We start from the raw sequence: 24,984 nt of genomic DNA, 5'->3' as shown, positions 1-24,984 counted from the left end.
AGTTATTCTACATAAACATGTAACAACACAGTAGAAATGCGCTACAAGCGCTGCCCTACGGGTTCATCTAAACGCATCCTGCTCTGTGTTGCTCGCTATGTACATAGAGTGCTATGCATCATAACGAGCGTCGTGATCAGAATGCGTTTAGATCGAACATAATGTAAACCGCAAAGATAAACAGACCCTATTACTCTAGCTTATCCCAGCGATTGGTCCGTGAACATGGCGCCTAGGCACCATGCACTGTGCGTATATGCACAATTACAAACTTAGTTGAAACAGCCAGTCCTCGACCTCGACACCGTCAATACAATAGCCATTGCGGGCGCTGGCGAGCTGAGTAAAGCCGCATTTAAGCAACAGTGCTCGCGACGCCAGATTGCCTGCAGTAACCGTAGCCCGATATTGTGCAATTGCAAAACGCCGCTCGCCATGGGTCAGTAAGGCTTGTAATGACTCCTGGCCATAACCTTGACCTTGATACTCGGGCAAGAGTAAAAAACCCAGCTCGGCGCTGTGCTCGCCTTGAGGTAAAAAGCCGGTTACTCCTATCTCCTTGCCGTTTTCGTTAAGTATCGCCCAGGCCCGCCAACTATCAGCCTTTGCCCCTGATGCCAGCCGGGCTTCAAAGCGCGCTCTGATCTGCGTGATTTGCGGGAGGTCGGCAACATAGCGCATCACTTCTTGATTTTGATGAAGCGCTACAAACAGCGGCCAATGGTCTTTACTTAAGGGTTGGTGTATCAGTCTTGACGACTCAAAAGAATCTAGCTGCATTGTCATCTCCCTAAAACAAAAAAGCCGAGCACAAGGCCCGGCTTTCAAATTAGCATAAGCTTCTCAGTATTAAAGCTTTTTAACACCCATGTTATACAGGGTAAAGCCATAGATATCGGCGTATTGCTCGATTATCTTACTGGTCGGCGTGCCTGCACCGTGACCGGCATTGGTTTCAATGCGGATCATCACAGGGTTCTCACCCTGGTGCTTCGATTGCAGCTCGGCAGCAAACTTGTATGAATGCGCTGGAACCACGCGGTCATCATGATCGCCAGTGGTGATCAGGGTTGCCGGATAGCTGGTGCCCGCTTTTACATTATGTACCGGTGAATAGCCCTTAAGGTAATCAAACATTTCCTTGCTGTCTTGCGCCGTACCGTAATCGTAGGCCCAACCTGCACCGGCGGTGAAGGTGTGATAGCGCAGCATATCCAGTACCCCTACCGCAGGTAAGGCAACCTTAAACAGATCCGGGCGTTGCGTCATCACCGCACCTACCAATAGACCGCCGTTAGAGCCACCACGTACCGCAAGGTAGTCACTTGAGGTGTAGTTGTTAGCGATCAGGTACTCGGCCGCAGCAATAAAGTCGTCGAATACGTTTTGCTTTTGCATCTGCGTACCGGCTTTATGCCACTGTTTACCATACTCACCACCGCCACGCAGGTTAGCCACCGCATATACGCCGCCTTGCTCCAACCAGGCCGCCGTAGTGGCCGAGAAGCGAGGAGTTAGGCTCACGTTAAAGCCGCCGTAACCATAAAGAATGGTTGGGTTTTTACCGTTAAGCTCAGTGCCCTTTTTAAAGGTTAGGATCATAGGTACCTTGGTACCGTCTTTTGAGCTGTAGAATACTTGCTTAGACTCATACAGCGCCGGATCAAACTGAGCGCCTGACTCGTTATAAACAACCGAGTCACCACTGTTCACATCAAAGCTGAAGATGGTGCTTGGCGTTTTATAGTTGGTGAAGCTGTAATACAAGGTGGTTTGTTCTTTTTTACCTTCAAAGCCCGACGCCGTGCCCACGCCCGGTAGCGCAATTTCACGCACTAGCTTGCCGCTTTTATCGAACTGCTTCACCTGAGAGATGGCATCAACCATATAACGTGCGAAGAAGAAATCTCCGCCTTTAGAGATGTTCAGTACGTTTTCGGTTTCAGGAATAAGGTCCTGCCAGTTTTTAGGCGTTGGATCCTTGATATCAACGGTCACTACGCGCTTGTTCGGCGCATCCTTGTTGGTAACGATAAACAGGGTATCACCCTTGTTATCCAGCACCGAGCTGTCGTAGGTCAGGTCGTCAATAATGGTAACCAGCTCGCTGTTTTCCTTGCTCAAGTCTTTAATAAACAGCTTGTTACCAGATGTTGAGACGGCCGCTGAAATTACCAGGAAGCGCGCATCCGAAGTCACCTCGGCGCCAACATAGCGGTGTTTTTGCTCATCGCTGCCACCAAAGATAAGGGCATCGTCTTTTTGCGCCGTACCCAGCTTATGGTAGTAGAGCTTATGTTGATCGGTTTTCGCCGACAATTCACTGCCCTTAGGCTTGTCATAGCTTGAGTAATAGAAGCCATCATTACCAAACCAGGAAATGGCGCTGAACTTCACATCAACCAGGGTCTCACCAATTTGCTCCTTGGTTTTGGTATCCAGCACAATCACCTTACGCCAGTCACTGCCGCCTTCTGAGATCTGGTAGGCCGCCAATGAACCGTCTTCACTAAAGCTGATACCCGCCAGTGATGTGGTGCCATCGGCGCTAAAGGTGTTAGGGTCTAGGAAGACTTCCGCCTCACCTTCGCCCTTTTGGCGATAAAGCACGTATTGGTTTTGCAGACCGTCATTTTTATAGAAATAGGTGTACTCACCCTCGGTGAATGGGGCGCTGACCTTTTCATAGTCCATCAGGGTTTTTAGACGTTGCTTAAGTTCGTCGCGAAACGGGATCTGCTCCAGGTAGCCAAAGGTGACCTTGTTTTGCGCTTCGACCCACTGTGCCGTCTCGCTGCTCATATCGTCTTCTAACCAACGATATGGATCTGCAACCTGCTGATCGAAATAGCTGTCTACCACTTCGCCTTTACGTGTAATTGGGTAGCTGATGGCCGCTGCTGCAACCTGAGTTTGTTCTACTTTTTGTTCTTGTTGTGCGCTTGCCTCTGCAGCCGGTTTGTCGTTGCAACCAGCTAGGGCCACACACACGGCGACAGCCAGTGTTCTTTTAAGCATAAAAAATCCATTCTTGTTGTAATAAACCGACTTACGTTAGCGGCTAGACGGCCATTTGTCTAGTGTTGTGCGAGCAGGTACAAGGCGTGGGGATAATTAAGAAGGGCCAAAAAAGAAGAAAACCAACTCGACGAGCGAGATTGGTTATCTTTGGCTGGAAACCTATAACTAATTATTAACCTAATTGCGCAAAAACACCTCAACTGTTTCGTTATATAGATATACGCGTTTAGTATTATTGCACTTTTCGGGCTAATTAATGAGTAACTCAGGACTCTGTGCGGTCTTTGGGGCTGAGCTTATCGCGAAAATCGAGGATTTTTGACACGCCGGCACCGAGCTTCATCAGCGTGGAGAGTTTTTCCGGGCTTAAGCGCTGCAGCTCGGAGGCCCATTCGGTGATCATTTCCAGTAAATCATGGATTTCTAATAACCTTTGCTGGGCGTAGCGCTCCTGCTGATCCCTTGGTTCCTCGAGGAGGTTATCGCGCAACAGGCTCAAGGTCGGGTCGATTTCGCGCTTACGGCGCTGCTCAAATACACGGTTGGCCATTTGCCAAATGCTGCCCGCCGGCTGGTAATACTCTTTACGATCGCCCGGCTTATGCCGAGTGGCGATCAGCTGCCAGGAGTTCAGCTCTTTAATACCCATGCTGACATTACCGCGAGAAATATGCAGGGTTTGCGATAATTCGTTGGCGCTCAGTGGCTCCTCGCTAATAAGTAGCAGCGCATACATCTGGCCTATGGTGCGATTAAAGCCCCAGCGACTGCCCATCTCACCACAGTGCATCACAAAGGCCTGCATTTTATCTGTTAGTTCCATCACCAACCCTAAATGTTCATTATGTTCTGAAAATACCTCATCTTAACAACTCCATTCAAGCATCAACTACACTTAACCTGGTCAACATCAAATAAACCATGAAAAAACATCCTAAATACACATAGTTGCAGTTACAATAGGGACAATGTGATGAGAATCTCGCCTTCACAAACCTAGGGGGACATATGTTTAATTATTCCGGCGCCAATGGTTCATATCAACTAACCCGACAAAGAGATGTGATCGTCGGCCAGTTCAGCGGTGCCATCAATGAGCGCATGATAGCCACCTTCGCCACTCAATTAGAAACCCTGGTGAAAGAGCATCAGCTTGAACGTTGGGGTTATATCAGTAATTCCAAGGATGTGCTTGCCGCTACACCCGAGGCACAAGTGCTTATGGTGTCTGTGGCCGAGAAGATGTTTGCCCATGGCTGCCAAGCCGCCGCCTTTGTGATCAACTCTGCTATTGCCATCAATCAGTTAGAACAAATTCGTCGTGCCTTAGGGCGCGCCAATAGCGCCAACGATATCGTCTTTGAAAATTTCGATGACGCCCTTGTCTATATCCAGAATAAGCTAGCTGAAAACTAGCCTCCCGCACGTTTTAGTCGCGTTCAAAGTTTGGGGCGCGACGCCTCAATATATGCTCCATACCCTTGGCCAACAAAGGCAATTTGGTTGACAATCCCTGCCAAGACTCTAAGCTGCGCCTAAATACAGACAATAGCAGGAAGGGTTATGAGCAACACCATTTATCCCATTGGCACACCGGGTGAACCCTGGGGCCCAGAGCACAAGCAGCAATGGCTTGAGGCACAAAAAGTGCACCGCAGTTATCAGGATGAAGTCGTCACCAAGATTCAGGCGCTAAGCGCTCAGTTTGAGATTATCGAATACGGACTGCTTGCTTATCAGCAAGACTACCCCCTCTTTGCCCTTAAGCATAAAAACTGGCAGGCCGGGCGCCCTATTGCCCTGGTTACCGGTGGCGTACATGGTTATGAAACCAGCGGTATTCACGGTGCCCTAGCGTTTGCCGCCGAGCTCACCCCAGCGCATAGCCAAGCCTTCAATATTCTTGTGGTTCCCTGTGTAAGCCCTTGGGGTTATGAAACCATTAACCGCTGGAACCCGGACGCAATCGACCCGAACCGTTCCTTTTATGAAGGCTCGCCTGCCCCCGAAGCTCAGTTGCTGCTCGACTTTATCGCCCCTTTTAGCAGCGATGTGCTGGTACATATAGATCTCCATGAAACCACGGATACGGATAACTCGGAATTCCGCCCGGCCTTGGCGGCAAGAGAAGGCACTACCAATAACAATTGGAATATTCCCGATGGCTTTTATCTGGTGGCCGACACCGAGCGCCCACAGCCGGAATTCCAAAAAGCCATTAACGCCGAGGTGGCAACCGTAACCCATATTGCCGAAGCCGATGTAAACAACCAGTTAATTGGCGTGCCCATTTCCGGGCATGGAGTGATTGAATATGCCGGGCGCAAACTGGGCCTCTGTATGGGCCTGACTTTAGCTCCTTATGTCACCACCACCGAGGTCTATCCGGATAGCCCACGCAGCACACCAGAAAATTGCGTCGCAGCTCAGGTTGCCGCCGTGGTTGGCGCCTTGGATTTTGTTCGCGCTTTATAAGCAGCGCTTAGGATTACAACCCTAGGCAGACACAAATAATAAGACCCAGCGCTAAACTGGGTCTTTTTTATTGCTCGGCTATCTTGCTGAAGCTACTACTTATAAAAACGGGTTTCTTTGCGAATACTCTGCTGCTCGCCTTCGTTTTGCGTTATCACAAAGCTAAAGGGCGTCACCTTACGCTCGAGTAATTCACCATCAATGCGCACCGTAACCGGCACCACTTTTTGCTCACCCGGTTGCAATCTTAATTGCCCGTGCAGCTGCAACTGACCTTGCTCCAAACCCTCAAGACTCAAGGTATATTCCTGAACCTGCTGGGATTTATTGATAATGGAGATACGATACGGGTTTTCCACCTGGCCCTGATAATCAACCCGGGACAACTCTCCCCTGTCGCGCGTGATATAAGCTTCCAGCGCCGTACGGCCATTGAGCCAGATAGCCATCACCACAAACACCAGCACTGTCATCAAGGCATAACCCACCAGCTTTAAGCGCCAAATTGATGTCCGGCCACCGTTTTGCTGATGCTCACTGCGATAGGCGATTAAGCCCTTCGGATAATTAAACTTGTCCATGGTTTGGTCACAGGCATCGATGCACAGACCGCAGTTAATGCACTCATATTGCAAACCATTACGTATATCTATGCCAGCCGGGCATACCTCGACACACAGATTACAGTCGACACAATCTCCCAAGCCCAGTTGTTTCGGGTCGGCCTTGCGCTTTCTTGGCCCTCTGGCTTCACCTCTGTCCTGATCATAGCTCACGACCAAGGTGTCTTTATCAAACATCACGGATTGAAAACGCGAATAGGGGCACATATAGATGCACATCTTTTCCCGCAGCCAACCGGCGTTACCATAGGTGCACAGGGTAAACAGGAAGACCCAGAATAAGGTGATACCACCCCAGCTCAAACCCAACAGGTCGCTATACAGTTCGTGCGCGGGAATAAAGTAACTCATAAAGGTGGTGGCGGTTAAAAACGCCATCAATAACCACACCAGATGCTTGGCCCCCTTACGTGCCAGCTTATCGGCGTTCCAGGGCTGAGCGTCGCGTTTTATCCGTTGGTTGCGGGTGCCCTCAAGGCGGTGCTCAACCCAGGTATACATTAGCATCCACACGGTTTGCGGGCACATATAGCCACACCAGACACGGCCCAGCCAGTTGGTGATAAAAAAGAGCGCAAAGGCTCCCGCCATAAAGAGCCAGGCGACCAGCATAAAGTCTTGCGGGAAAAAGGTGGCGGAAAAGATCCTAAACTGCTGCTGGGCGACATCGAATAACACCGCCTGCTGACCCTGATAACTCACCCAGGGCAGGCCGATAAAGGCCAGCATCAGGCACCAGCTTAAAATACGGCGAATACGCTGAAAGCGCCCCTTTTGCTCACGCACATAAATCGGCCCGGATTGCTTATAGGGCTTAATGATCAGGTCTTCTTCTTTAACATCAAATTTCATATTACTTGCTTTTACTAACTAGGGAACACAGCTCCTTCAGCAAGTGTTGTGCCAGGTTTGAATTTAAATCAACCAATTGTTTTTATTGGTTATTTTAAAAATAAAAAGCAAGTTTGATAACGATATAACGCTGGATCTATCGAAATATCGTTATCTCCATTGACGGAATACTTAGAAAAGGATTGAATTGGTGCGGAACCCTCTTCGCATTGTGCCGAGTTATCATTTCGTTTACTGTATGATTTACTATTACTTTTTATAGTCTTATTAGTTCGTCTATACATGGTTTACCTCCTACCTTACGAGGTAGCGTACCTTGCAAGGTCTCGCTAAAAGCTGTTAGCTGTTAGCTGTTAGCTGTTAGCTGTTAGCTGTTAGCTGTTAGCTGTTAGCTGTTAGCTGTTTTTCGGAGTATGGATGTTCGAATCAATAAAAAGAAAACTGGATGAGCAAAATAAAGATAATGATCCTAAGAATTTGAAGCTCAATGTAGAAACTAGCTAACAAGTTACTAAAAAGGACGCAAAACGCTTGGCTTGTGCTCCTTCGTCGCCAATTTTAGCCAAGCATTTATGCGCCCATTAGTAAGGCGTTATAACCCCTGTAATATCAGTTAAACACCATGACTATTTGCAAAAAATGTAACTCCAAAATATTCCCCAAAGCTATTCGTTCAGGTAAGTCGGTTGCGTACTTTTGTCCTGTTTGTGGTACACAACAAAGGCGATTTGGATTAAACGAACTATATATTTTGATCGTTTTTGTTTTTCATTTATGGGCATTTGCGTTTTTCAATTATCACTTCAATTCAGATAATATAAATTGGTCACCAATGATGTTGGGTTTAGCTGGGGTTTCAGTTTGTGCATTTTTAACTGTATTTTTTAGTTTTTTTAAAATAATTACCAAACGTGGTGGAAACTGGAAAATTATCAATATAATGTCTTTTTCAGTATTTGCAGGGACAATAATTCTTGCAGCATCACAGGTGTGGGGGTTATAACAAGGTAGTTATGGCAATTGGACGAAAAACGCTTGGCTTGCGCCATTCTTCGCTAATTTTCTCCAAGCTCTTATGTGCCCCTTTGGCAGCGTTATGTGACTCTTGAGGTTTGTCTATTGATAATCGCATTTTTTGTTATTTCAATAATTTCAGGTAGTCTCACCTACGCTAAAAAGCCCAAAAAACGTTTGTTGTATTCAGCTTTACTAACTTACTTAATAATGCTGGTATTGTGGGTCGTTGGTATCTTCTATAACAATTTACATGAGCCTGAATTGATCATTGGTTGGTTTTTAGTGTTTAAAGTAGGGTGTGTTTTTGTTTTACCAGCGTCATATTTTGTTGGGTATTTAATACGTTACGTAAAGGGTATCCAGTAAAGTCATATAACAAGGCAAATTAAAAATGTGGACATAAAACAGTTGGCCTTGCTCGTACATCACATCTTTTAACCAACTATTTTTTGCCTCTTATTAAGATGTTAGCAGCGACACTTAAGGCCCCACTATCACACTTCGCCCAACTCACTCTATCCGCGGCAGATCCCAAGCTTCTTCATCTTCGAACGCAAGGTACTTGGCGCCAATGCCAAAACTTCGGCGGCACCGCCACGACCATTAATACGCCCCTGGCATTGGCTTAATACCTCTTCGATATATTGCTTTTCGTGGGCCGCCAAGGTTGGCATGGCATCGTGAGCAGGCTCCCCAACTGCACCGTCCACCATCAAACTGGGTATTTGCAAAATCGGTCCCGGGCTTAAAATAGCGGCGCGCTCCAGAGTATTTTGCAGCTCACGGATATTGCCCGGCCATGAATAACGCTTAAGCATGGCCAAACTTTTCTTGCTGATCCCAGTGAAACTGCGAGTTAACTTCTGCGACAGCTTGGCCAGCAGCTGAGCCACCAGCAGCTCCATATCCTCGATGCGCTCACGCAGCGGCGGCACGGTTAAGGGAAATACATTGAGGCGATAATAGAGATCCATACGAAAGGTGCCCTGCTGCACCATTTGCCATAGATCCCGGTTGGTGGCGGCAATCAGACGAATATCCACCTTGATGGTCTCCTGCCCTCCTAAACGCTCGAATTCCTGCTCCTGCAACACTCGCAACAATTTACCCTGAGCAGACATCGGCAGCTCGGCAATCTCATCAAGAAACAAGGTACCGCCGTCGGCCAGCTCAAAGCGCCCTTTGCGTCTTTGCGCAGCGCCAGTAAAGGCGCCCTTTTCATGGCCAAAAAGCTCGGACTCCAACAGGCTTTCGGCAAACACAGCGCAGTTGACCTTGACCAAGGGAGCATCCCGGCGCCCACTTTGAGCATGGAGGTGGCGCGCCACCAGCTCTTTGCCGGTGCCGTTTTCACCGAGGATCAAAACGCTGGCATCTGTTTGTGCCACCAGCTCAATCTGCTGCATCATGGTGCGAAAAGGCGCCGACTGACCAACCAAGTCGCCGTGCTGCCAATCCGCATTGAGCTCTTCTAACAGATAACGGTTCTCCGCCTGTAACTGCTCGCTTAACTGACTCACCCTTTGCAGCGCTTCACGCAAGGCTTGCTCCGTGCTGCGCTGGGTGGATACGTCACGAAATATCGCCACTGCGCCAATCAGTTGTTGATCCTTATAAATAGGCGTAGAGGTGTATTCAACGGGAAACAGGCTGCCGTCCTTGCGCCAGAATACTTCATTGCTAACTTGGCGAGTTTGTCCATCGAACATGGTGCGATAGATGGGGCATTGATCGGCTGGGTAATCACTGCCGTCTGCATGGCTGTGGTGATGAAACTGGTGGATCTTTTTACCCAGTAGCTCGTCTGCCTGCCAGCCTGTCATGCGCTCTGCGGCGGGGTTAATAAAGACCGCATTGCCACTGAGATCGAAGCCATAAATGCCCTCGCCGGCGGCATCAAGTAATAGACGGGGATCGTGAAGAAAGTGTTTTAATGAAGAGTCCATGGAAAATGTGCCAGCAAGTAACGATATGTCGTCATTTTAGGGCTTGCTCACACATTTTCGCAAGGTTTAAATTAAGTGCATTAGAGCCCGGAAGTCAGGGTGATCACCCCGGGGTTAACCTCTAGCGCCAACTTAAAGCGTGACAGCAAGGCCTGTTTCGGGTCTTGCTTATTCAGGCTATACACAGGATATTGGCTCAGTGCCTGAGTCAATAACTGCTGCACCTGCTCAGACAGGGGCGCCAACTTACCGCGGTAACCCATGGCATCTATATCCGCATTAAGGATTTTAAAATCCTGCAAATAGATGGCATCCTGCTTAGCGTTAAAATACGGCGCAGCGGCAATGTTTAAGCGCACTCGCACCGGCACCTTTAGCGCCAAAGCCTGCATCATCACAGTATTATCCAGCGCCAGCTCAATGCCATTAGGGCTATGTTCAGGGCCGATTTGCACACCAATATCGTTCACCGTCAGCTCCATGGGCACGCCCATTACCGTGGCATTGGCGCCATAACGGTCGCTTTGTTGTAACAAGCTCTGCTCAAGCTCGCCGCTCGTTAAAGAAAATACACTCAAGGGTGCATGACCGGCGCAGCCGCTTAACAAAGCGACACCAGCCAATACCAGACCCACTAACCATTGCTTCATACTGATACCATCTTATCTAAAACTACAACCAGGCGCTCAATCTCGGCTTGCGCACCCTGACAAATACCCTGCTCGTTAACGCCCACGCCAGCTAACCAAGCAAGTAACAACTCCTCGCTGGTGTGCTCAACGCCGTGGTGCTTATTATCAAGCATGCTCACCTGCTCTTGCATACGCTGCGTAGAAAGCGACTCTGGGCTGGCCAGATTATTGGTGATCTCCAGGCGTAGCACCAACTGCTCAGGGGTTAAATCCACGCGGGTGCCACTTAACCAATCTGCAGGCACAGCCTGTTGCTCGGCCAAAGCGGTACGCAGCTCCTTGAAGTGACGAGTTTGCAACGCCTGCTCTTTGGCATTTAACGCCGCCTCAATTCGAGCCGCAAGTTGCTGCCGTTGGCCTTGCAGTTCGCGCACCAATTGCAGCTGCTGCACATCATTGAGCAAGTGTTGTAAATCCGCATTGCTTTGCGCCTGCGCCAGTTGTTGCTCAAGGGCTTCAAGGGCACTCACCTGCTCCGCCTTCTGCTCAGCATGGGCTTGTTGCTGCTGTGCCTTAGCGGCATCGCGCTGGCTGAAAATACCGTCATTTACACGACGAAACGCCTGCCACAACTTACGCTCTTTAGCGTTACCGGCAAAACCAATTTGTTGCCATTGCTGTTGTAGCTCTTTTAGCTTGTTGGTGGCTGCAAACACATCACTGGTGTCCAAAGCTTCCGCCTGCTGCAAAAGCGCTTCTTTGGCATGAGCATTGTCTTGATAGAATTTGGCCACACGCTCGGCCATATCCCCTTGCGCATTGCAAAATGCCTTACTCAATTTATGATAAAGCTTACTTTCTATGTGCTTGGCGGCGCGCCATTGTTTTAATAGCGCGTTGAACTGGTGTTCCAGCTCACGCGTCTCAAGCTCGGCGGCACGCTCACTCAGGCTTTGCATCTGTGCGATTAACTGTTCGCGCTCGGCCATGGCCTGCTCTTTAAGCGCTTGTTGCTCGGCAAAATACTCGCGACAAGGGGCAAAGGCCGCCTCGATCGCCCGCTCAAACGCCTCTTTCGCCTGCTGCGCCACCTCTGGGCCCAGCAACTGCCAGCTTTTACGCAAACGCTTTACCTGAGCTAAACGCTCGTTGGCATCATCGCAGTCACCCTGTGCCAGCTCTTTCGCCGCTTCAAGTAACTGCTCCTGCTGCGCTTCACCGGCATACTGGTGCCAGTCTTTGGCATCATCCAGGGTTTTGGCAAGGCTTTCGTATTCGCGGCTCAGATCATTTTGAAAATGTACTGCCAATTGCGCATATGCTTCTTGCAGACCATTAAACACGCCAAAGGCAACGCGGTAACGGCCTTGATTAATAAGGCGGCGAATATCTCGCGCCTTTTTACGCGCCACGCTCTGCAGTTGCTTTTGCTCCTGAATCAGGGGGTCATTCTGGCTCTGCCAGTGCTTTTTGGCCTGATTAAATTGTTGTTGCCAAAGCGCCGCCAGCTCTTTGGGAAGCGCCTTAATGGCTTGTTGCAGTTGCGCGCGTTGCTCGGCTTCAGCGCTAAGCGCCGCGTCAAGCTCGCTGATATCAGCGGGGACGCTTAAGTTCCCGTAAGCGGCCAGCTGCTCACGCAGGGCATCCACGTCTTGCTCATAGGCCGCCAGCTGCTCGACCTGCTTAAACAGACGCTCTAGCTCTTGCTGCTGACTTTGCAGCTCACTACCTGCCTGCAGGTCTTGGCTTTGCAACATGTCCTTGGCCTGCGCTACTTTCGCATAAAGCCAGTCGGTTTGAATTTGCTCATTACCATCGAAACGCAGGGCCATGGCATTGCTGATCTCTTCCGCCAAGGCACTGAGATTAGCCAGCGCCAAAACGCTGCGCTGCTTGGCTAGTTGCTGCGCTTGCTCTTGCTCATACGCGACCTTTAGTTTGTCGCTGTGCGCGCTGAGTTTGGCCGCCAGCTGCGTATACTTGCTTTGTGTTTGCGCGCGCAGCTCTTCGTCCAGCCACTCTAGCTCTAACTGCTGGAATTGCTTTTCCAGCTGCAGAAACTGGCTGTTAACCAGCTGATAATCGGTTTTTTCACGCAAGGCATTGAGCTTGGCTAGAATCAGCTTAACTTGCTCTGCCACCTCTAGCGGCATCTGCTCTTGGCGTTGCTGCTCGTCAATTACCTTTTGCAGCTTGTCCTTGGCCTCGCCCTTGGCGACCTTAAGCAGTTTTTCGGTTAGCTGTAATTTCAGCACCAGCTCACACAATTGCAGTTGCAATGCATCGTCGGCGCTGCGAAATACCTGCTCCAGCAAAGGTGCTTTATTTAAACGGGTTAACAGTTTAATTTTGACGGCCGCGGTTTTTTCTTGCAGCGCCAGTTGCTCCAAGGTTTTATCGGCGGCAAAGCGATCGATATAACGCTCTTTGTCGCTATCGCTCAGGGCGTCTGGGCTGGCCAAAATGGCTTCGGCCACTTTTTGGTTAGCAAGACGTTTGATGCTCGGCTCACCGTCCTGTTGGCACGCCTGCCACCAAAGACCCACATCGTTAAGCTTTTTCAGCGCCGCGGTACGCACATTGGCACTGGGATCTTCACAGGCCAAGGTTGTGATTATGTGTGCATCCTGTTGTTTGTCCAGCTGGGCTAATGCGCCGAGTCGGGTGGTTTCTTTTGGATGCTTCCACTTGGGTTGGAATAACTGTTTAAAGATCATTTTCACTGAACCTGGCTATTTCGTTTTCGGCCTTAAATTGCTGCTTTAATTCTTTTTTCGACTTTTGCACCAACTGGCCGTCGGCGCCAACGGTAAATTGTTCGTCGCTTTTGAGCACCTTGGCTTGATAGAGCATAACCAGTTGCACGGTTTGCTCTTTTTGTTGTTCGCTTAAAGGGTTACCGTCTGGCCACTTGCCGGTGGCGGCGCCATATTGCAAACGTTCGTAAACTTCAGGGGTAATAGACTGAACTAACTGGTCAATATTCATAATTTTTTTCTTTTCAAAAGCACGAGACGAACACGATTAACTAGATACCAAACAACCCCTATGGCGATTGCCACATAACAGGTGGTTTGCTGCCAAGAGCCCGGCACAGGATGATGCCAGTAAAGCACGAAAAAGCCACCGAGGAAGAGAATTAAGGCGATAAAAGACTGGTTCATCAGCGACTGCTGCTTTTGCGTTTTAGAACGCGCCGCCATACGGTTTTTGGTCTCGGCATCCATTTCGCCAAAAACGGCATTGCAATGGGGACAGGCTTGATGTTTGTCGGATATCGACTTTTGACATTGCGGACATGAAATTATTGCCATGCTTACTCCTAGGTGCAATTAGGTGCCAATACACGCGCCAATAAAAAAGGCGCCACTTGGCGCCTCATTGTACTGGTTTTATTTGTCGATGTCTTTTTTGAATTTAAGCCAATCGCTGAGATTCAAAAATGGCTCTGAGCTCGCCCTTTCCATCAACAAAGCGACCTTTCTTACTGGGCATCTTTCGATTGCTTGGTCGATTGCTTGGCAAGACGCTCTTCCCAGAAAGTCGCATTTTTAATGCCAAGTTTAACCGGATCAAAGGTGATCTTGCCGCCTGCTTTTTTCTGGTCTTCATAATCGCGTAAACACATTAGAGCCGGTTTAGCGACAAAGAGAATCGCCAAGATACCAACAATGTTGATCCACGCCATTAGGCCAACACCAATGTCACCGATATTCCAGATATAACCAGAGCTGTTAACCATGCCGTATGAAACCATAAACATGATCACCAGCTTCACCAGCACCAGCGGGATACCGCCTTTGACATAACGATTTAAGTAGGCAACGTTGGTTTCGGCAATGTAGAAGTACGCCAGTATTGTAGTAAACGCAAAGAAGAACAAAGCGATACCAACAAAGGCATGACCAAAGTCACCAAAGACATTAAACAAGGCCATTTGGGTAAAGGCTGCAGAGCCAATCTCAGTTGCTGCATCAACGTTTTGGACAATAAACTGGCCCGCTGGCAAGTCGCCTACCACATTGTATTGCTTGGTAATAAGGATCATTAACGCGGTCGCCGTACAAACGAACAGCGTATCTACATAGACCGAAAACGCTTGTACCAGACCTTGCTGCGCCGGATGGTCAACTTCAGCCGCAGCGGCTGCATGCGGGCCCGTACCCTGACCGGCTTCATTCGAATAAATACCACGTTTTACACCCCAGCCGATGGCCGCACCGAAACCGGCTTGGGCGGTAAAGGCATCGGAGATGATCAGCGAGAAGATTCCAGGCACTTTATCCAGGTTTAGAAATACCACGATTAAAGCCAGAACTATGTAACCCAAGGCCATAAATGGCACGACAAATTGGGTAAAGTGGGCGATGCGTTTAATACCACCAAAGATAATAAAGGCCAGAACAATCAGAATAACAGCCAAAGCTACCAGCTTATAGGTGCCTACCTCGCCAAAGCCAGTCGCTACCATCTCACCGTTACCAAATACCTGGGTAAAGGCGTTACCTACCGCATTGGCCTGCACGCCGGGTAAAAAGACACCACAGGCAACGATGGCCGATACGGCAAATAAAATGGCCAACCATTTTTGCTGCAAGCAACGGTCAAAATAGTAAGCCGGGCCACCGCGATATTGACCATCTTCTTCTGTTTTATAAATTTGCCCCAGAGTAGACTCAGCATACGCAGTACTGGCACCCAAAAATGCCACTATCCACATCCAGAAAATAGCACCCGGACCACCAAAGCCTATGGCAGCAGCAACGCCGGCGATATTACCTACACCTACGCGACCTGATAAGGAAACGGCCAAGGCCTGAAAAGATGAGATGCCTCGGCTCGATTCATTCGAGCTCAGCAGCAATTTACACATTTCTTTGAAATGCCTAACCTGGGCGAAACGGGTTAATACGGAATAAAATAAACCTGCACCTAGACAGAGATAAATGAGTGCACTACTCCACACAATGTCATTAACGGCGCTTACAAAAGCTTCCATAGATATCCTCTATAATTATATTTCTTATTCTTAGTTACGATACTCTGCGTTAGCTACTGAGAATGCGCGACATAAGGCAGTGAGAATTAGCAAGCATACTTACCTCACTCTTCAACCTTTGGAATATTAACTTATACTGCCTAAGTTTGTTAACACTTAATTTTCAATCCGTTCGACCTATGGGCTCGAGTAGAGCTTATCCCGTAAGTAAATCTTGTTTCATTTTAATGCGTTAAACTTTTAGCTGGGTTTATCCCGGCTAAATTGAAAGCAATAAAAAAGGCATGGTTCGTTAACCAACCCATGCCTTTATCGCTTTAAACTCAATGATGGGCACAGCAATAGCCAATGCCCGAGTTAAAGCCTGTTATCTCAACTTATCAACCACAGCAACGATGGCGCTGAGGGTATCCTGACCGAATTGGTAAGAGCGACGGTCTGACCAACCATAATCCAAGTCTGGCAGGTTGTTATTGTCTTTAAACGGCATTTCTACCGTGTAAGCCAAGGCCTTAAACTCTTCGGCAACCGCACTGGATGCCACGGTCAAGTTGGCCTCGCCCGGTGCATCCTTATCGTAACCAACCTCATCCTGGAACTCCGGCGTGATGGTTAATAGCGCTTGCTTAAAGGTATTTTCTAACTCTTCCAGGCGTGCGTCATAGCTTGGGATCCCCTCACTACCAGCGACAAAGTTATAAGGGATAGACTCATCACCGTGAATATCCAGGTGCATATCCAGACCCACTTCGCGCATCTTGTTAAGCACCAAGAAGACTTCCGGGCTCTTTTCCATGCTTGGTGTGGCCCACTCTCGGTTAAGGTTTACACCGGCGGCGTTGGTACGCAAATGACCACGAACGCTGCCGTCCGGGTTCATGTTCGGCACTACGTAGAATACGGCTTTGCACAGCAGTGCAGCAGCATGGGGGTCTTCGTCGTCCAGTAGCTTGTGCAGCAAACCTTCAACGAACCACTCGGCCATGGTTTCACCCGGGTGCTGACGCGCAGTGATCCAGATATTTTTCTTCTCAGCGCTCGGCTCACCAATACGCAAAACCGTCATATCGCGACCATCCAGTGTTAGGCCTAGGTTTTGCGCTTCACAAATGGCGTGGCTTTGTGCCCAGTAAATCAGGTCCAGGTGACGATCGTAGCTGTACGGTGCAAAGTAGGCGAAGAACATCTGTGAGCATTCCGGCTCAACGTCGATAACCAGGGTGCCGTCTTCATAACGGGTAGGAACGCGGAACCAGGTTTGACGATCATAAGAAGCAACCGCCTGGTAATCGTCCCAACCTTCCGGATAGGCCGACTGCGCCAGATTGTTGATCTGCAAACGGTGCTCTACAAATGGCGTGGTTTCTAGGCGAAAATGAAACCACTGATAAAAATCAGACTGGTTGTCCTTATTGATCTCTAGCTGGATATTCATCGGGTTTTCACAAGCGATAACCTGGATATTACCACTGTCGAAATTACTGGTGATCTTCATTGCTGATCCTTATTGTTAATGAGATAACCTGGCCCTTCCCTAGTAATAGGTCGGTAAAGCCAGTTTTAGCAATAAAAAAGCCGACACTCGGTGCCGGCTAGTCTTGTTCTATACGCTTATTAGCGTGGCAAGCTTGGGTGAGTAACCTCAGCCATGTCTTGCATACAACGTACAACCTGACAGCTGTAGCCGAACTCGTTATCGTACCAAACGTAAAGTACTACGCGGTCACCGTCAACAATCGTTGCTTTTGAGTCAACCACACCGGCGTAACGGCTGCCTACAAGGTCAGTCGATACGATTTCAGTCGATGCTGTGTAGTCGATTTGGTCACGAAGGTCTGAGTAAAGCGCCGTGTCACGTAGGAAGGCATTTAGCTCTTCTACGTTCGTTGCAGTCTCAAGGTTCAGGTTCAAAATAGCCATTGAAACGTTAGGCGTAGGTACGCGGATAGCGTTACCAGTTAGCTTGCCTTCAAGCTCAGGAAGCGCTTTAGATACCGCTTTAGCTGCACCAGTAGAGGTGATAACCATGTTCAATGCTGCAGCACGACCACGACGCTCGGCCGAGTGGTAGTTGTCGATAAGGTTCTGGTCGTTGGTGTACGAGTGTACAGTTTCAACGTGACCATTCTTGATACCGAACTTGTCGTTAAGAGCTTTCAAAGTAGGTGTGATGGCGTTAGTTGTACAGCTTGCTGCACACACGATCTTGTCTTCTGCTTTGATATCACTGTTATTAACACCGTATACGATGTTCTTGATATTGCCTTTAGCAGGAGCGGTAAGTAGTACTTTCGCCGCGCCTTTGGCTTCAAGGTGCTGACCTAGGCCCGCTTCGTCTTTCCAGATACCTGTGTTATCAACAACGAGTGCGTCTTTGATACCGTAAGCCGTGTAATCAACTTCGCTTGGTGAGTTCGCGTAGATCACCTGAATGTAGCTGCCGTTTGCTTTAATAGCATTACGCTCATGATCAACAGTGATTGAACCGTTGAAAGGACCGTGGATTGAATCACGACGCAACAGGCTGGCACGCTTTTCAAGGTCACCGTCTTTACCGCCACGAACAACGATGGCACGAAGGCGAAGATCAGCATAAGGACCTGATTTTTCGATAAGTAGACGAGCTAGTAGACGACCGATACGACCGAAACCGTATAGTACTACGTCGCGCGGCTCTTTCGCTGCACCGGCGTTAACGATTTCAGCTAGTTCATCGTTTAGGTATTCTTCAACAGAGCGACCATTGGCTGCATCTTTGTATAGGTAGTTGTAGGCTAACTTACCGATATCGATACGAGCAGAGTTTAACTCCATTTTGCTAATGGCTTCTAGGAATGGGAAGCTTTCACGTAAACGCAGTTTTGAATCTTCAAATTGAGCGACGGTTTTGTGCGCTTTGATGATATCGATGGTGCTGGCACTTACTAGCGGACGGCCATATACAGCAATTTCGATACCACGGTTGCGGTACAGTTTACCAATAATAGGTTGCATACTTTCAGCGAAGTCTTGGCGTTCCTGCCAGCTGTTTAAGTATTCTTGCTCGTGAGATAAGGTCATTGTTTCTGCCTTTGAAATTTGATTTGAACGGATATCAACCCCAGCACTTAATTGTTCCGACCACAAAGTGAGAGCGTGATCAAGGACAATATGCCTGTTGCCGGGCGCCCATATTCTAATGCAAAGTGGCGACAATAACCACCTCTAGTTATTGTTAACTCATTAGCCCAATAAGAGACGGTGAAAAATTAAAGGATTGGGGTAAGAAATAGCGGCGTTCAAAAACACAGTGCCGGACAGGGGCACTTAAATAAATGGGCAGGCAAGGAATAGCGGCCAATTTCAGGCATTAAAAAAGCAGCCCTAAGGCTGCTTTTTATGATTAAGACTCAAGCTTACTGGTACCGACTTCAACACGGGTTTTCAGTTTTTGCCCAGGCCTAAAGGTAACCACACGGCGCGCCGAAATAGGAATATCCTCTCCGGTTTTTGGGTTACGACCCGGTCGCTCTTTCTTATCGCGAAGATCAAAATTGCCAAAGCCAGAAAGCTTGATCTGCTCCCCATTCTCTAAAGCTGAGCGGATTTCTTCAAAAAACGCTTCAACTAGTTCTTTGGCATCCTTTTTATTGATCCCCAACTTCTCAAATAGGTGTTCAGCTATGTCGGCTTTGGTAAGCGCCATATCTAGTCCCTCAACGATGCATTAAACTCTTTAGCCAAAGTGGCTACGACGTTGTCGACAACTTGGTTGATATCCTTCTCTTCGAGCGTTCTATCAACCGCCTGCAGTGTCAGAGCAATTGCCAAACTCTTATAATCTGGCTCTATACCTTTGCCCTTATACACATCGAATAAGTTTAGGTCAACCAATTGATTTCCGCCAACTTTTTCTATCGCGGCCAAAACATCACCGGCATTTACTTCGTCTTTGACTAAAATCGCGATATCGCGGCGGTTCGATGGGAACTTTGAAATAGCCTTTGCCTGTGGCAACACGCGGTTGTTAAGCGCGGCAATTTCAATTTCAAACACAAATGCGGTGCCGTTAATGCCCAATTGCTTATGCAATTGTGGGTGTAAAGCGCCAATAAAGCCAACCTTTACGCCATCGGCATAAATGGCCGCGCTTTGACCTGGGTGCAAACCATCACAGGCCTCGGCTTTAAAGCTAAAGCGTGCACTGGTATTGCACAGTGCCAATAAGGCCTCTACATCGCCTTTGACATCGAAGAAATCCGCCGCACGGCTATCAAGATTCCAATGTTCACCATAACAACTGCCGGCAACCACGCCGCCAATTACAGCCTGCTGCAGCACGCCGTTTTCGGCGTTTTCATCGGCAATAAACTTCAGTCCTTGCTCGAAGAAGCGAATACGTGGCTGTTGGCGATTCTGGTTATACACCAAAGTATTAAGTAGGCCAGGCATTAAAGACTTACGCATCACCGACATTTCGATAGAGATAGGATGCGGTAATACCAGGCTGTTTTCTTCACCGTGAATGGCATTTTGCACCTTAGGATCAACGAAGCTATAGGTAATTGCTTCTTGATAGCCACGGGTTACCAGGGTGTCGCGCATACGCTTGATGGCTACATCCGCTTCGTTATGACGGGTCATATTCAACTTGGCTAATGGCGCCTCGTTAGGAATATTGTTGTAACCGAATACGCGTGCCACTTCTTCGATTAGATCCTCTTCGATGCGAATATCAAAACGGTAGCTAGGCACATCCGCCTGCCAAGTGTTGTTATCGAACTGCACATCCAGACCTAGGCGGCGCAAGATATTGGTAACAGTTTCATCATCGATATGATAACCAATGACGCGGTCTAGACGCTCGCGACGAAGTGTTACCGCCGTTACCTTAGGCAATTGCTCAGGGGCAACCGCTTCAACGATTGGGCCAGCCTGACCGCCAACGATTTCAAGCAGCAATGCAGTAGCACGCTCCATGGCATCGCGCTGCAGGGCGAAATCTACACCACGCTCATAGCGGTGTGAGGCATCCGTATGCAAACCATAGCTGCGTGCTTGACCGGCAATCGCAACTGGGTTGAAGAAAGCACTTTCAAGCAGGATGTCTGAGGTCTTTTCGGTTACACCCGAGTGCTCACCGCCAAAGATACCGGCCATGGCCAGGGCTTTGTTATGATCGGCGATCACTAGAGTCGATTCGTTTAATTTCGCCGTGTTGCCGTCAAGCAATACCAGCTCTTCACCGGCGTTGGCGCTACGTACCTTAATACCACCTTCGATGGCATTAAGATCAAAGGCGTGCATAGGGTGACCTAGCTCAATCAACACATAGTTGGTCACATCTACGACCGGGTCGATTGAACGAATGCCACTGCGACGCAGTTTTTCAACCATCCACAGTGGTGTTTGCGCATCCAGGTTAATGCCCTTTAGCACGCGACCAAGATAACGCGGACATGCTTCTTCATTCACCAGCTCGATGCTGATCTTATCGTCGATTGTTGGTTCAACCGCAGGAATTTCAAGCTCTTTAACGTCTAGGTTGTTCAGTACACCCACTTCACGAGCCAGGCCTTTAATACCTAAACAGTCGCTGCGGTTTGGCGTTAAATCAACGTCGATAATCTTGTCGTCGAGAGCAAGATATTCACGTAGGTCCTGACCGATAGGCGCATCAAGAGGCAATTCCATGATGCCGTCGCCTTCTTCGCTGATACCTAGCTCAACAAACGCACATAACATGCCGTGTGAAGGCTGGCCACGTAGCTTGGCTTTTTTGATTTTAAAGTCACCCGGAAGAACCGCACCCACTTTCGCTACGGCCACTTTTAGGCCTTGGCGACAGTTTGGCGCGCCACAGACGATATCGAGTAGCTCGTCTTCGCCCACGTTAACCTTGGTCACACGCAGTTTATCTGCATCCGGGTGTTGGCCACATTCAACCACTTCACCTACAACTACACCTTCAAATTGACCCGCAGCGGCATCAACACCGTCTACCTCAAGGCCAGCCATAGAAAGTTGCTCTGCCAGTTCATTCGCGTCGATGGCCGGGTTAACCCATTCGCGTAACCACTTTTCACTGAATTTCATTTATCACGACCTCTTAACGGAACTGGTTTAGGAATTTCATATCATTTTCGAAGAAAGCGCGTAGGTCGTTAACGCCATAGCGCAGCATGGTCAGGCGCTCTACACCCATACCAAAGGCAAAGCCAGTGTATTTTTCAGGGTCGATGTTTACCGCACGTAATACGTTCGGGTGCACCATGCCACAGCCTAATACCTCAAGCCATTTACCGTCTTTACCCTTTACATCCACTTCCGCCGAAGGCTCGGTAAATGGGAAATATGACGGACGGAAACGGATTTCCATGTCTTCTTCAAAGAAGTTACGCAGGAAGTCGTGCAGAATACCTTTAAGCTCAGTGAAGCTGACGTCCGTATCTACCATCAAGCCTTCAACCTGGTGGAACATAGGCGTATGAGTTTGGTCGTAGTCGTTACGGTATACGCGGCCAGGCGAGATAATACGCAGCGGCGGTTGCTCGGTTTCCATGGTACGAATTTGCACGCCACTGGTCTGGGTGCGCAATACCAACTTAGGATTGAAGTAAAAGGTATCGTGATCCGCACGGGCCGGGTGATGTGCCGGAATATTCAGGGCATCGAAGTTGTGGAAATCATCTTCTACCTCAGGGCCCGACTTAACGGCAAAGCCAAGCTCGCCGAAGAAGGATTCAATACGCTCTATGGTGCGCGTAACCGGGTGCACACCGCCTGAGGCCATATTGCGACCCGGCAAGGTGACATCAATTGTTTCAGCGGCAAGTTTAGCTTCTAACGCAGCAGCACTCAGTGCTTCACGTTTAACATTGATTGCTTCAGTAACTTCTTGTTTTGCTTGGTTAATTACTTGGCCTGCGCTCTTACGCTCTTCTGGCGCCATTTGCCCAAGTGTTTTAAGTAGCCCGGTTATTTCACCTTTCTTACCAAGGTAGTTTACGCGCACATCTTCTAGGTGCGCGATTTCGCTGGCTGTTTCAACCGCCTTTAAGGCGTCAGCCAAAATCGCTTCTAAGTTCATCGGATACCTGACTAGGGTGATAATTTAAAGTGTTTATTTAGCCACTTATGATAACGAAAGGGCCGCATTGATTCTAGCCCCGCGCGCCTGTTTCTACAGCTTTAGTGTGGCTTTTATAAAAGGAATGGTGAGCTTGCGTTGTGCCGCCATGGATGCATGATCCAAAGTATCAAGTACATCGAGTAAAGCACGCATATCACGACTAAGACGCGTCAGTAAAAAACGCGCACATTCATCGGATAGCTCCAGGCCGCGCATCTTGGCGCGGTTGGTCAGTGCCTGCGCCTTATCATCATCGCTCATGGAGCGAATTTGTAAGGTGGTGCCCCACTTGAGCCGCGACTCGAGATCAGGCAGATCCAAATGCAACATATCAGGCAGCAAGTCGGCGGAGATAAGCAAGAGCTTACCCGGCTCGTTAAAGCGGTTAAAGAAGTTAAAAAGCGCTTTTTCCCAGGCTTCATCCCCGGCAATAAGATGTAAATCATCGATACAGACCACATCGAGGGCATCCACCCCTTCAAGCACTTGCGGGCCGTAATGCTGCACTTCGCTCAGTGATAACAACATACTGGAAAGACCTAGCTCCTGGGCATGAACACAGGTTGCATAAAGCAAATGCGATTTTCCGGAATCACCTAAACCGCATAAATAGGTATATTGAAACTGCTCGTTCAACTGATTAAATGACGAGCGCAGATGACTAACCTCTAAGGAATCCTCACCGCCAAAATAACTGGCATAGGTTTCGTCATCCGGCAAGGTCACCGGCAGTGCTAATTGCGAGCTAAGCATCATAGATTACTGCCACGCATACTCGAGCGCATCATTACTATTGGAGTAGTAAAACTTCTGCGGATCACGATAGTCGCTAAAGTAAGAATCCAGGGTTAACGCTTTCTTGAGATCTTCCACACCACCTGTGTGGCTAATACGGATCTCAACCAGCTCCTGACTGATGTGCGTCACCGCCGCATCGGTCACTACACTTAAGCTTTTTAAACGGCGCACGGCATATTCAATATCGACAAAATTCTGAGTGTTATATAGCTTTAGGGTTTGCTGTTGCGCTTCATAGCTGGAGCTAGCATCAATTGCATATTCGCTCGCCAAAGCGCTGGCTAAGGCATCAATCATATCGCCCACAACCTCTTGTTGTTCTCCCTGATGCTTTACTCCTTCAAACTGATCTTCATTGGTAAAACGCCACTCCAAGGCCCAGCCGTCGGTGTTTTCATCTTTATAAAGACGCGCAGATACAACCCGCTCAGCCATATAGCGCTCAGAGGCAATATCCAGAGAGTCACTGAAGTTACCCCAAACATCGGCCACGGTCACATGTTGGTGATCCTCTAAATCAAATAACGGCGTTACCACGGGGACACCACGACGGGATGCTCGCTCGGCAATTTGCTCTTGAATTTGCGGGTAAGAGTCGGCGGTCATCAGTTCACGACGCCAACCATCTTCTATGGCTAACCAGATAGCTACCAAGGGACGACGATTGCCCCATAAGGGAAGGCCTGCGTCACGCACCAAGGCGTTAACCTTGTTGCCATCAAATTCTACCTGTAAATAAGATTCACCCTTATTATCCGCGTACTCATATTTAGTCATGTAACTAGCGATATCGGGCAAGGCAGCACGCACCTTAGAGTTTTCGGCCGCATTGGCGTCACCTGTCACTTTAACAAGGACATTAAGCAGCGCATTTTGGCTCGCGGTAGCTCGGCTAGTTCGGGTTTTATCTTCGACCGGCTGGCGATATTGGTATAAGTCTTTTACTTCAATTGCCTGTAGCGGCAAAGCGCCAAAAGCTATAACTAGCAGTAATAAATTACGGATCACGTCGTCTTAAACCTTAGTGTGAATGCCCTGATCCTAAAACAAAGCCAGTGACAAAGCAAAGGGTTAGCCAAGATTAGTTAACTAGCTGAATCCCTGGTTAATTAGCTGCTCACAGGCGGCTAATTTTGGTGCAATTGCTCCCCTACTTTTTTCTGAATTTTTGAGTAAGGAACTAATGAAGCGACTTAATGAGTTTACCCCAGCAAAACAATAAACGCTGTGTAAAACCTAAAATTCAGAAAGCAAAAAGGCTGCTGTATTGCTGCCATCGAATCTATTGGAATAAAAAGCATAAACGCCAGAAAGCAAAAAACCCGCTGCATTGCTGCAACGGGTTTCTTTAATTAGGCGACGAGTGACCGACGATTAAGTATCGTCGCAGCACGAGGAGGTGAAGTCATGGATGACCGATGTAACCAAGCTACAGGGAAGTATTGTTAAAACAGCTCTGTTTACCAGCCTTCTGTGATCAACATCCAAGCGGGTTTAATATTCTGCTTTT

General features: G+C 48.6%; 20 protein-coding genes. 3 read left to right on the top strand and 17 right to left on the bottom strand.

The genetic code is table 11. From position 1 onward, the window contains the following. Positions 1 to 264 precede the first annotated feature (264 nt). The 3 genes from C2M35_RS14930 to C2M35_RS14920 all read right to left on the bottom strand — a co-directional run bounded on the left by C2M35_RS14930 (position 265) and on the right by C2M35_RS14920 (position 3,844). Positions 265 to 780 carry a GNAT family N-acetyltransferase gene (locus C2M35_RS14930; RefSeq protein ID WP_158677998.1) on the bottom strand — a complete coding sequence of 172 codons (516 nt, stop codon included), beginning with the start codon at positions 778 to 780 and terminating at the stop codon, positions 265 to 267. Between the two features lie 69 nt (positions 781 to 849). Further along, positions 850 to 3,018 (bottom strand): prolyl oligopeptidase family serine peptidase, encoded by a 2,169-nt coding sequence (locus C2M35_RS14925; RefSeq protein WP_105213525.1) that lies wholly within the window; start codon positions 3,016 to 3,018, stop codon positions 850 to 852. A 268-nt stretch (positions 3,019 to 3,286) separates the two neighbouring features. Further along, a complete protein-coding gene (locus C2M35_RS14920; protein WP_105199789.1) occupies positions 3,287 to 3,844 on the bottom strand; it encodes a GbsR/MarR family transcriptional regulator in 558 nt (185 codons plus the stop codon). Between the two features lie 185 nt (positions 3,845 to 4,029). On the opposite strand from C2M35_RS14920, the gene C2M35_RS14915 reads away from it, so the two are divergent. Both C2M35_RS14915 and C2M35_RS14910 read left to right on the top strand, forming a co-directional pair. Further along, positions 4,030 to 4,437 (top strand): hypothetical protein, encoded by a 408-nt coding sequence (locus C2M35_RS14915; protein WP_105265678.1) that lies wholly within the window; start codon positions 4,030 to 4,032, stop codon positions 4,435 to 4,437. Positions 4,438 to 4,584: 147 nt separating this feature from the next. After that, a complete protein-coding gene (locus tag C2M35_RS14910; RefSeq protein WP_105265677.1) occupies positions 4,585 to 5,496 on the top strand; it encodes a M14 family metallopeptidase in 912 nt (303 codons plus the stop codon). A 95-nt stretch (positions 5,497 to 5,591) separates the two neighbouring features. Here C2M35_RS14910 and ccoG read toward each other — a convergent pair whose 3' ends face one another. Next, positions 5,592 to 6,971 (bottom strand): cytochrome c oxidase accessory protein CcoG, encoded by a 1,380-nt coding sequence (ccoG, locus tag C2M35_RS14905; protein WP_105265676.1) that lies wholly within the window; start codon positions 6,969 to 6,971, stop codon positions 5,592 to 5,594. Positions 6,972 to 7,593: 622 nt separating this feature from the next. Between ccoG and C2M35_RS15685 the strand changes: the two genes are divergently transcribed. Continuing rightward, a complete protein-coding gene (locus C2M35_RS15685) occupies positions 7,594 to 7,974 on the top strand; it encodes a hypothetical protein (RefSeq protein WP_158677997.1) in 381 nt (126 codons plus the stop codon). A gap of 529 nt (positions 7,975 to 8,503) precedes the next feature. On the opposite strand, the gene C2M35_RS14900 is transcribed toward C2M35_RS15685, so the two are convergent. The 13 genes from C2M35_RS14900 to C2M35_RS14840 all read right to left on the bottom strand — a co-directional run bounded on the left by C2M35_RS14900 (position 8,504) and on the right by C2M35_RS14840 (position 24,482). Next, complete coding sequence (locus C2M35_RS14900) at positions 8,504 to 9,934, bottom strand: sigma-54 interaction domain-containing protein (RefSeq protein WP_105265675.1); 1,431 nt, start codon at positions 9,932 to 9,934, stop codon at positions 8,504 to 8,506. A gap of 80 nt (positions 9,935 to 10,014) precedes the next feature. Further along, positions 10,015 to 10,584: a DUF1439 domain-containing protein gene (locus C2M35_RS14895; protein WP_105199784.1), complete on the bottom strand. Its 570-nt coding sequence runs from the start codon at positions 10,582 to 10,584 to the stop codon at positions 10,015 to 10,017. Beyond that, complete coding sequence (locus tag C2M35_RS14890) at positions 10,581 to 13,283, bottom strand: DUF349 domain-containing protein (RefSeq protein WP_105265674.1); 2,703 nt, start codon at positions 13,281 to 13,283, stop codon at positions 10,581 to 10,583. The genes C2M35_RS14895 and C2M35_RS14890 overlap by 4 nt, the downstream gene beginning before the upstream one ends. Beyond that, positions 13,273 to 13,554 (bottom strand): YeaC family protein, encoded by a 282-nt coding sequence (locus C2M35_RS14885; protein WP_105199782.1) that lies wholly within the window; start codon positions 13,552 to 13,554, stop codon positions 13,273 to 13,275. Before C2M35_RS14885 ends, C2M35_RS14890 begins: the two co-directional genes overlap by 11 nt. Further along, complete coding sequence (locus C2M35_RS14880) at positions 13,551 to 13,880, bottom strand: hypothetical protein (RefSeq protein ID WP_105199781.1); 330 nt, start codon at positions 13,878 to 13,880, stop codon at positions 13,551 to 13,553. The genes C2M35_RS14885 and C2M35_RS14880 overlap by 4 nt, the downstream gene beginning before the upstream one ends. Positions 13,881 to 14,050: 170 nt before the next feature. Further along, on the bottom strand, positions 14,051 to 15,565 hold the full coding sequence (locus C2M35_RS14875) for an alanine/glycine:cation symporter family protein (RefSeq protein ID WP_105259281.1): 1,515 nt from the start codon (positions 15,563 to 15,565) through the stop codon (positions 14,051 to 14,053). A gap of 367 nt (positions 15,566 to 15,932) precedes the next feature. Further along, positions 15,933 to 17,060: a M14 family metallopeptidase gene (locus tag C2M35_RS14870; RefSeq protein ID WP_105213517.1), complete on the bottom strand. Its 1,128-nt coding sequence runs from the start codon at positions 17,058 to 17,060 to the stop codon at positions 15,933 to 15,935. Between the two features lie 119 nt (positions 17,061 to 17,179). After that, positions 17,180 to 18,625: a glyceraldehyde-3-phosphate dehydrogenase gene (locus C2M35_RS14865; RefSeq protein ID WP_105199778.1), complete on the bottom strand. Its 1,446-nt coding sequence runs from the start codon at positions 18,623 to 18,625 to the stop codon at positions 17,180 to 17,182. A 322-nt stretch (positions 18,626 to 18,947) separates the two neighbouring features. Then, positions 18,948 to 19,250, bottom strand: a complete 303-nt coding sequence (ihfA, locus tag C2M35_RS14860) for an integration host factor subunit alpha (protein ID WP_105189518.1) — start codon at positions 19,248 to 19,250, stop codon at positions 18,948 to 18,950. 2 nt (positions 19,251 to 19,252) lie between these two features. Continuing rightward, complete coding sequence (pheT, locus tag C2M35_RS14855) at positions 19,253 to 21,640, bottom strand: phenylalanine--tRNA ligase subunit beta (RefSeq protein WP_105199777.1); 2,388 nt, start codon at positions 21,638 to 21,640, stop codon at positions 19,253 to 19,255. Between the two features lie 13 nt (positions 21,641 to 21,653). After that, the gene (gene pheS / locus C2M35_RS14850) at positions 21,654 to 22,634 is read right to left on the bottom strand and encodes a phenylalanine--tRNA ligase subunit alpha (RefSeq protein WP_105199776.1); all 981 of its coding nucleotides are present in this window, start codon (positions 22,632 to 22,634) and stop codon (positions 21,654 to 21,656) included. A gap of 93 nt (positions 22,635 to 22,727) precedes the next feature. Beyond that, entirely contained in the window at positions 22,728 to 23,429 is a 702-nt protein-coding gene (gene hda / locus C2M35_RS14845) for a DnaA regulatory inactivator Hda (protein ID WP_105199918.1), read from the bottom strand. 6 nt (positions 23,430 to 23,435) lie between these two features. Then, positions 23,436 to 24,482: a DUF2066 domain-containing protein gene (locus tag C2M35_RS14840; protein WP_105199775.1), complete on the bottom strand. Its 1,047-nt coding sequence runs from the start codon at positions 24,480 to 24,482 to the stop codon at positions 23,436 to 23,438. Between the last annotated feature and the right edge of the window lie 502 nt (positions 24,483 to 24,984).

Source organism: Pseudoalteromonas sp. T1lg76 (assembly GCF_002964725.1).
Classification (GTDB): Bacteria; Pseudomonadota; Gammaproteobacteria; order Enterobacterales; family Alteromonadaceae; genus Pseudoalteromonas.
The sequence above is the reverse complement of the archived record's forward strand: the minus strand, read 5'-3'. Positions and strand labels throughout refer to the sequence as shown.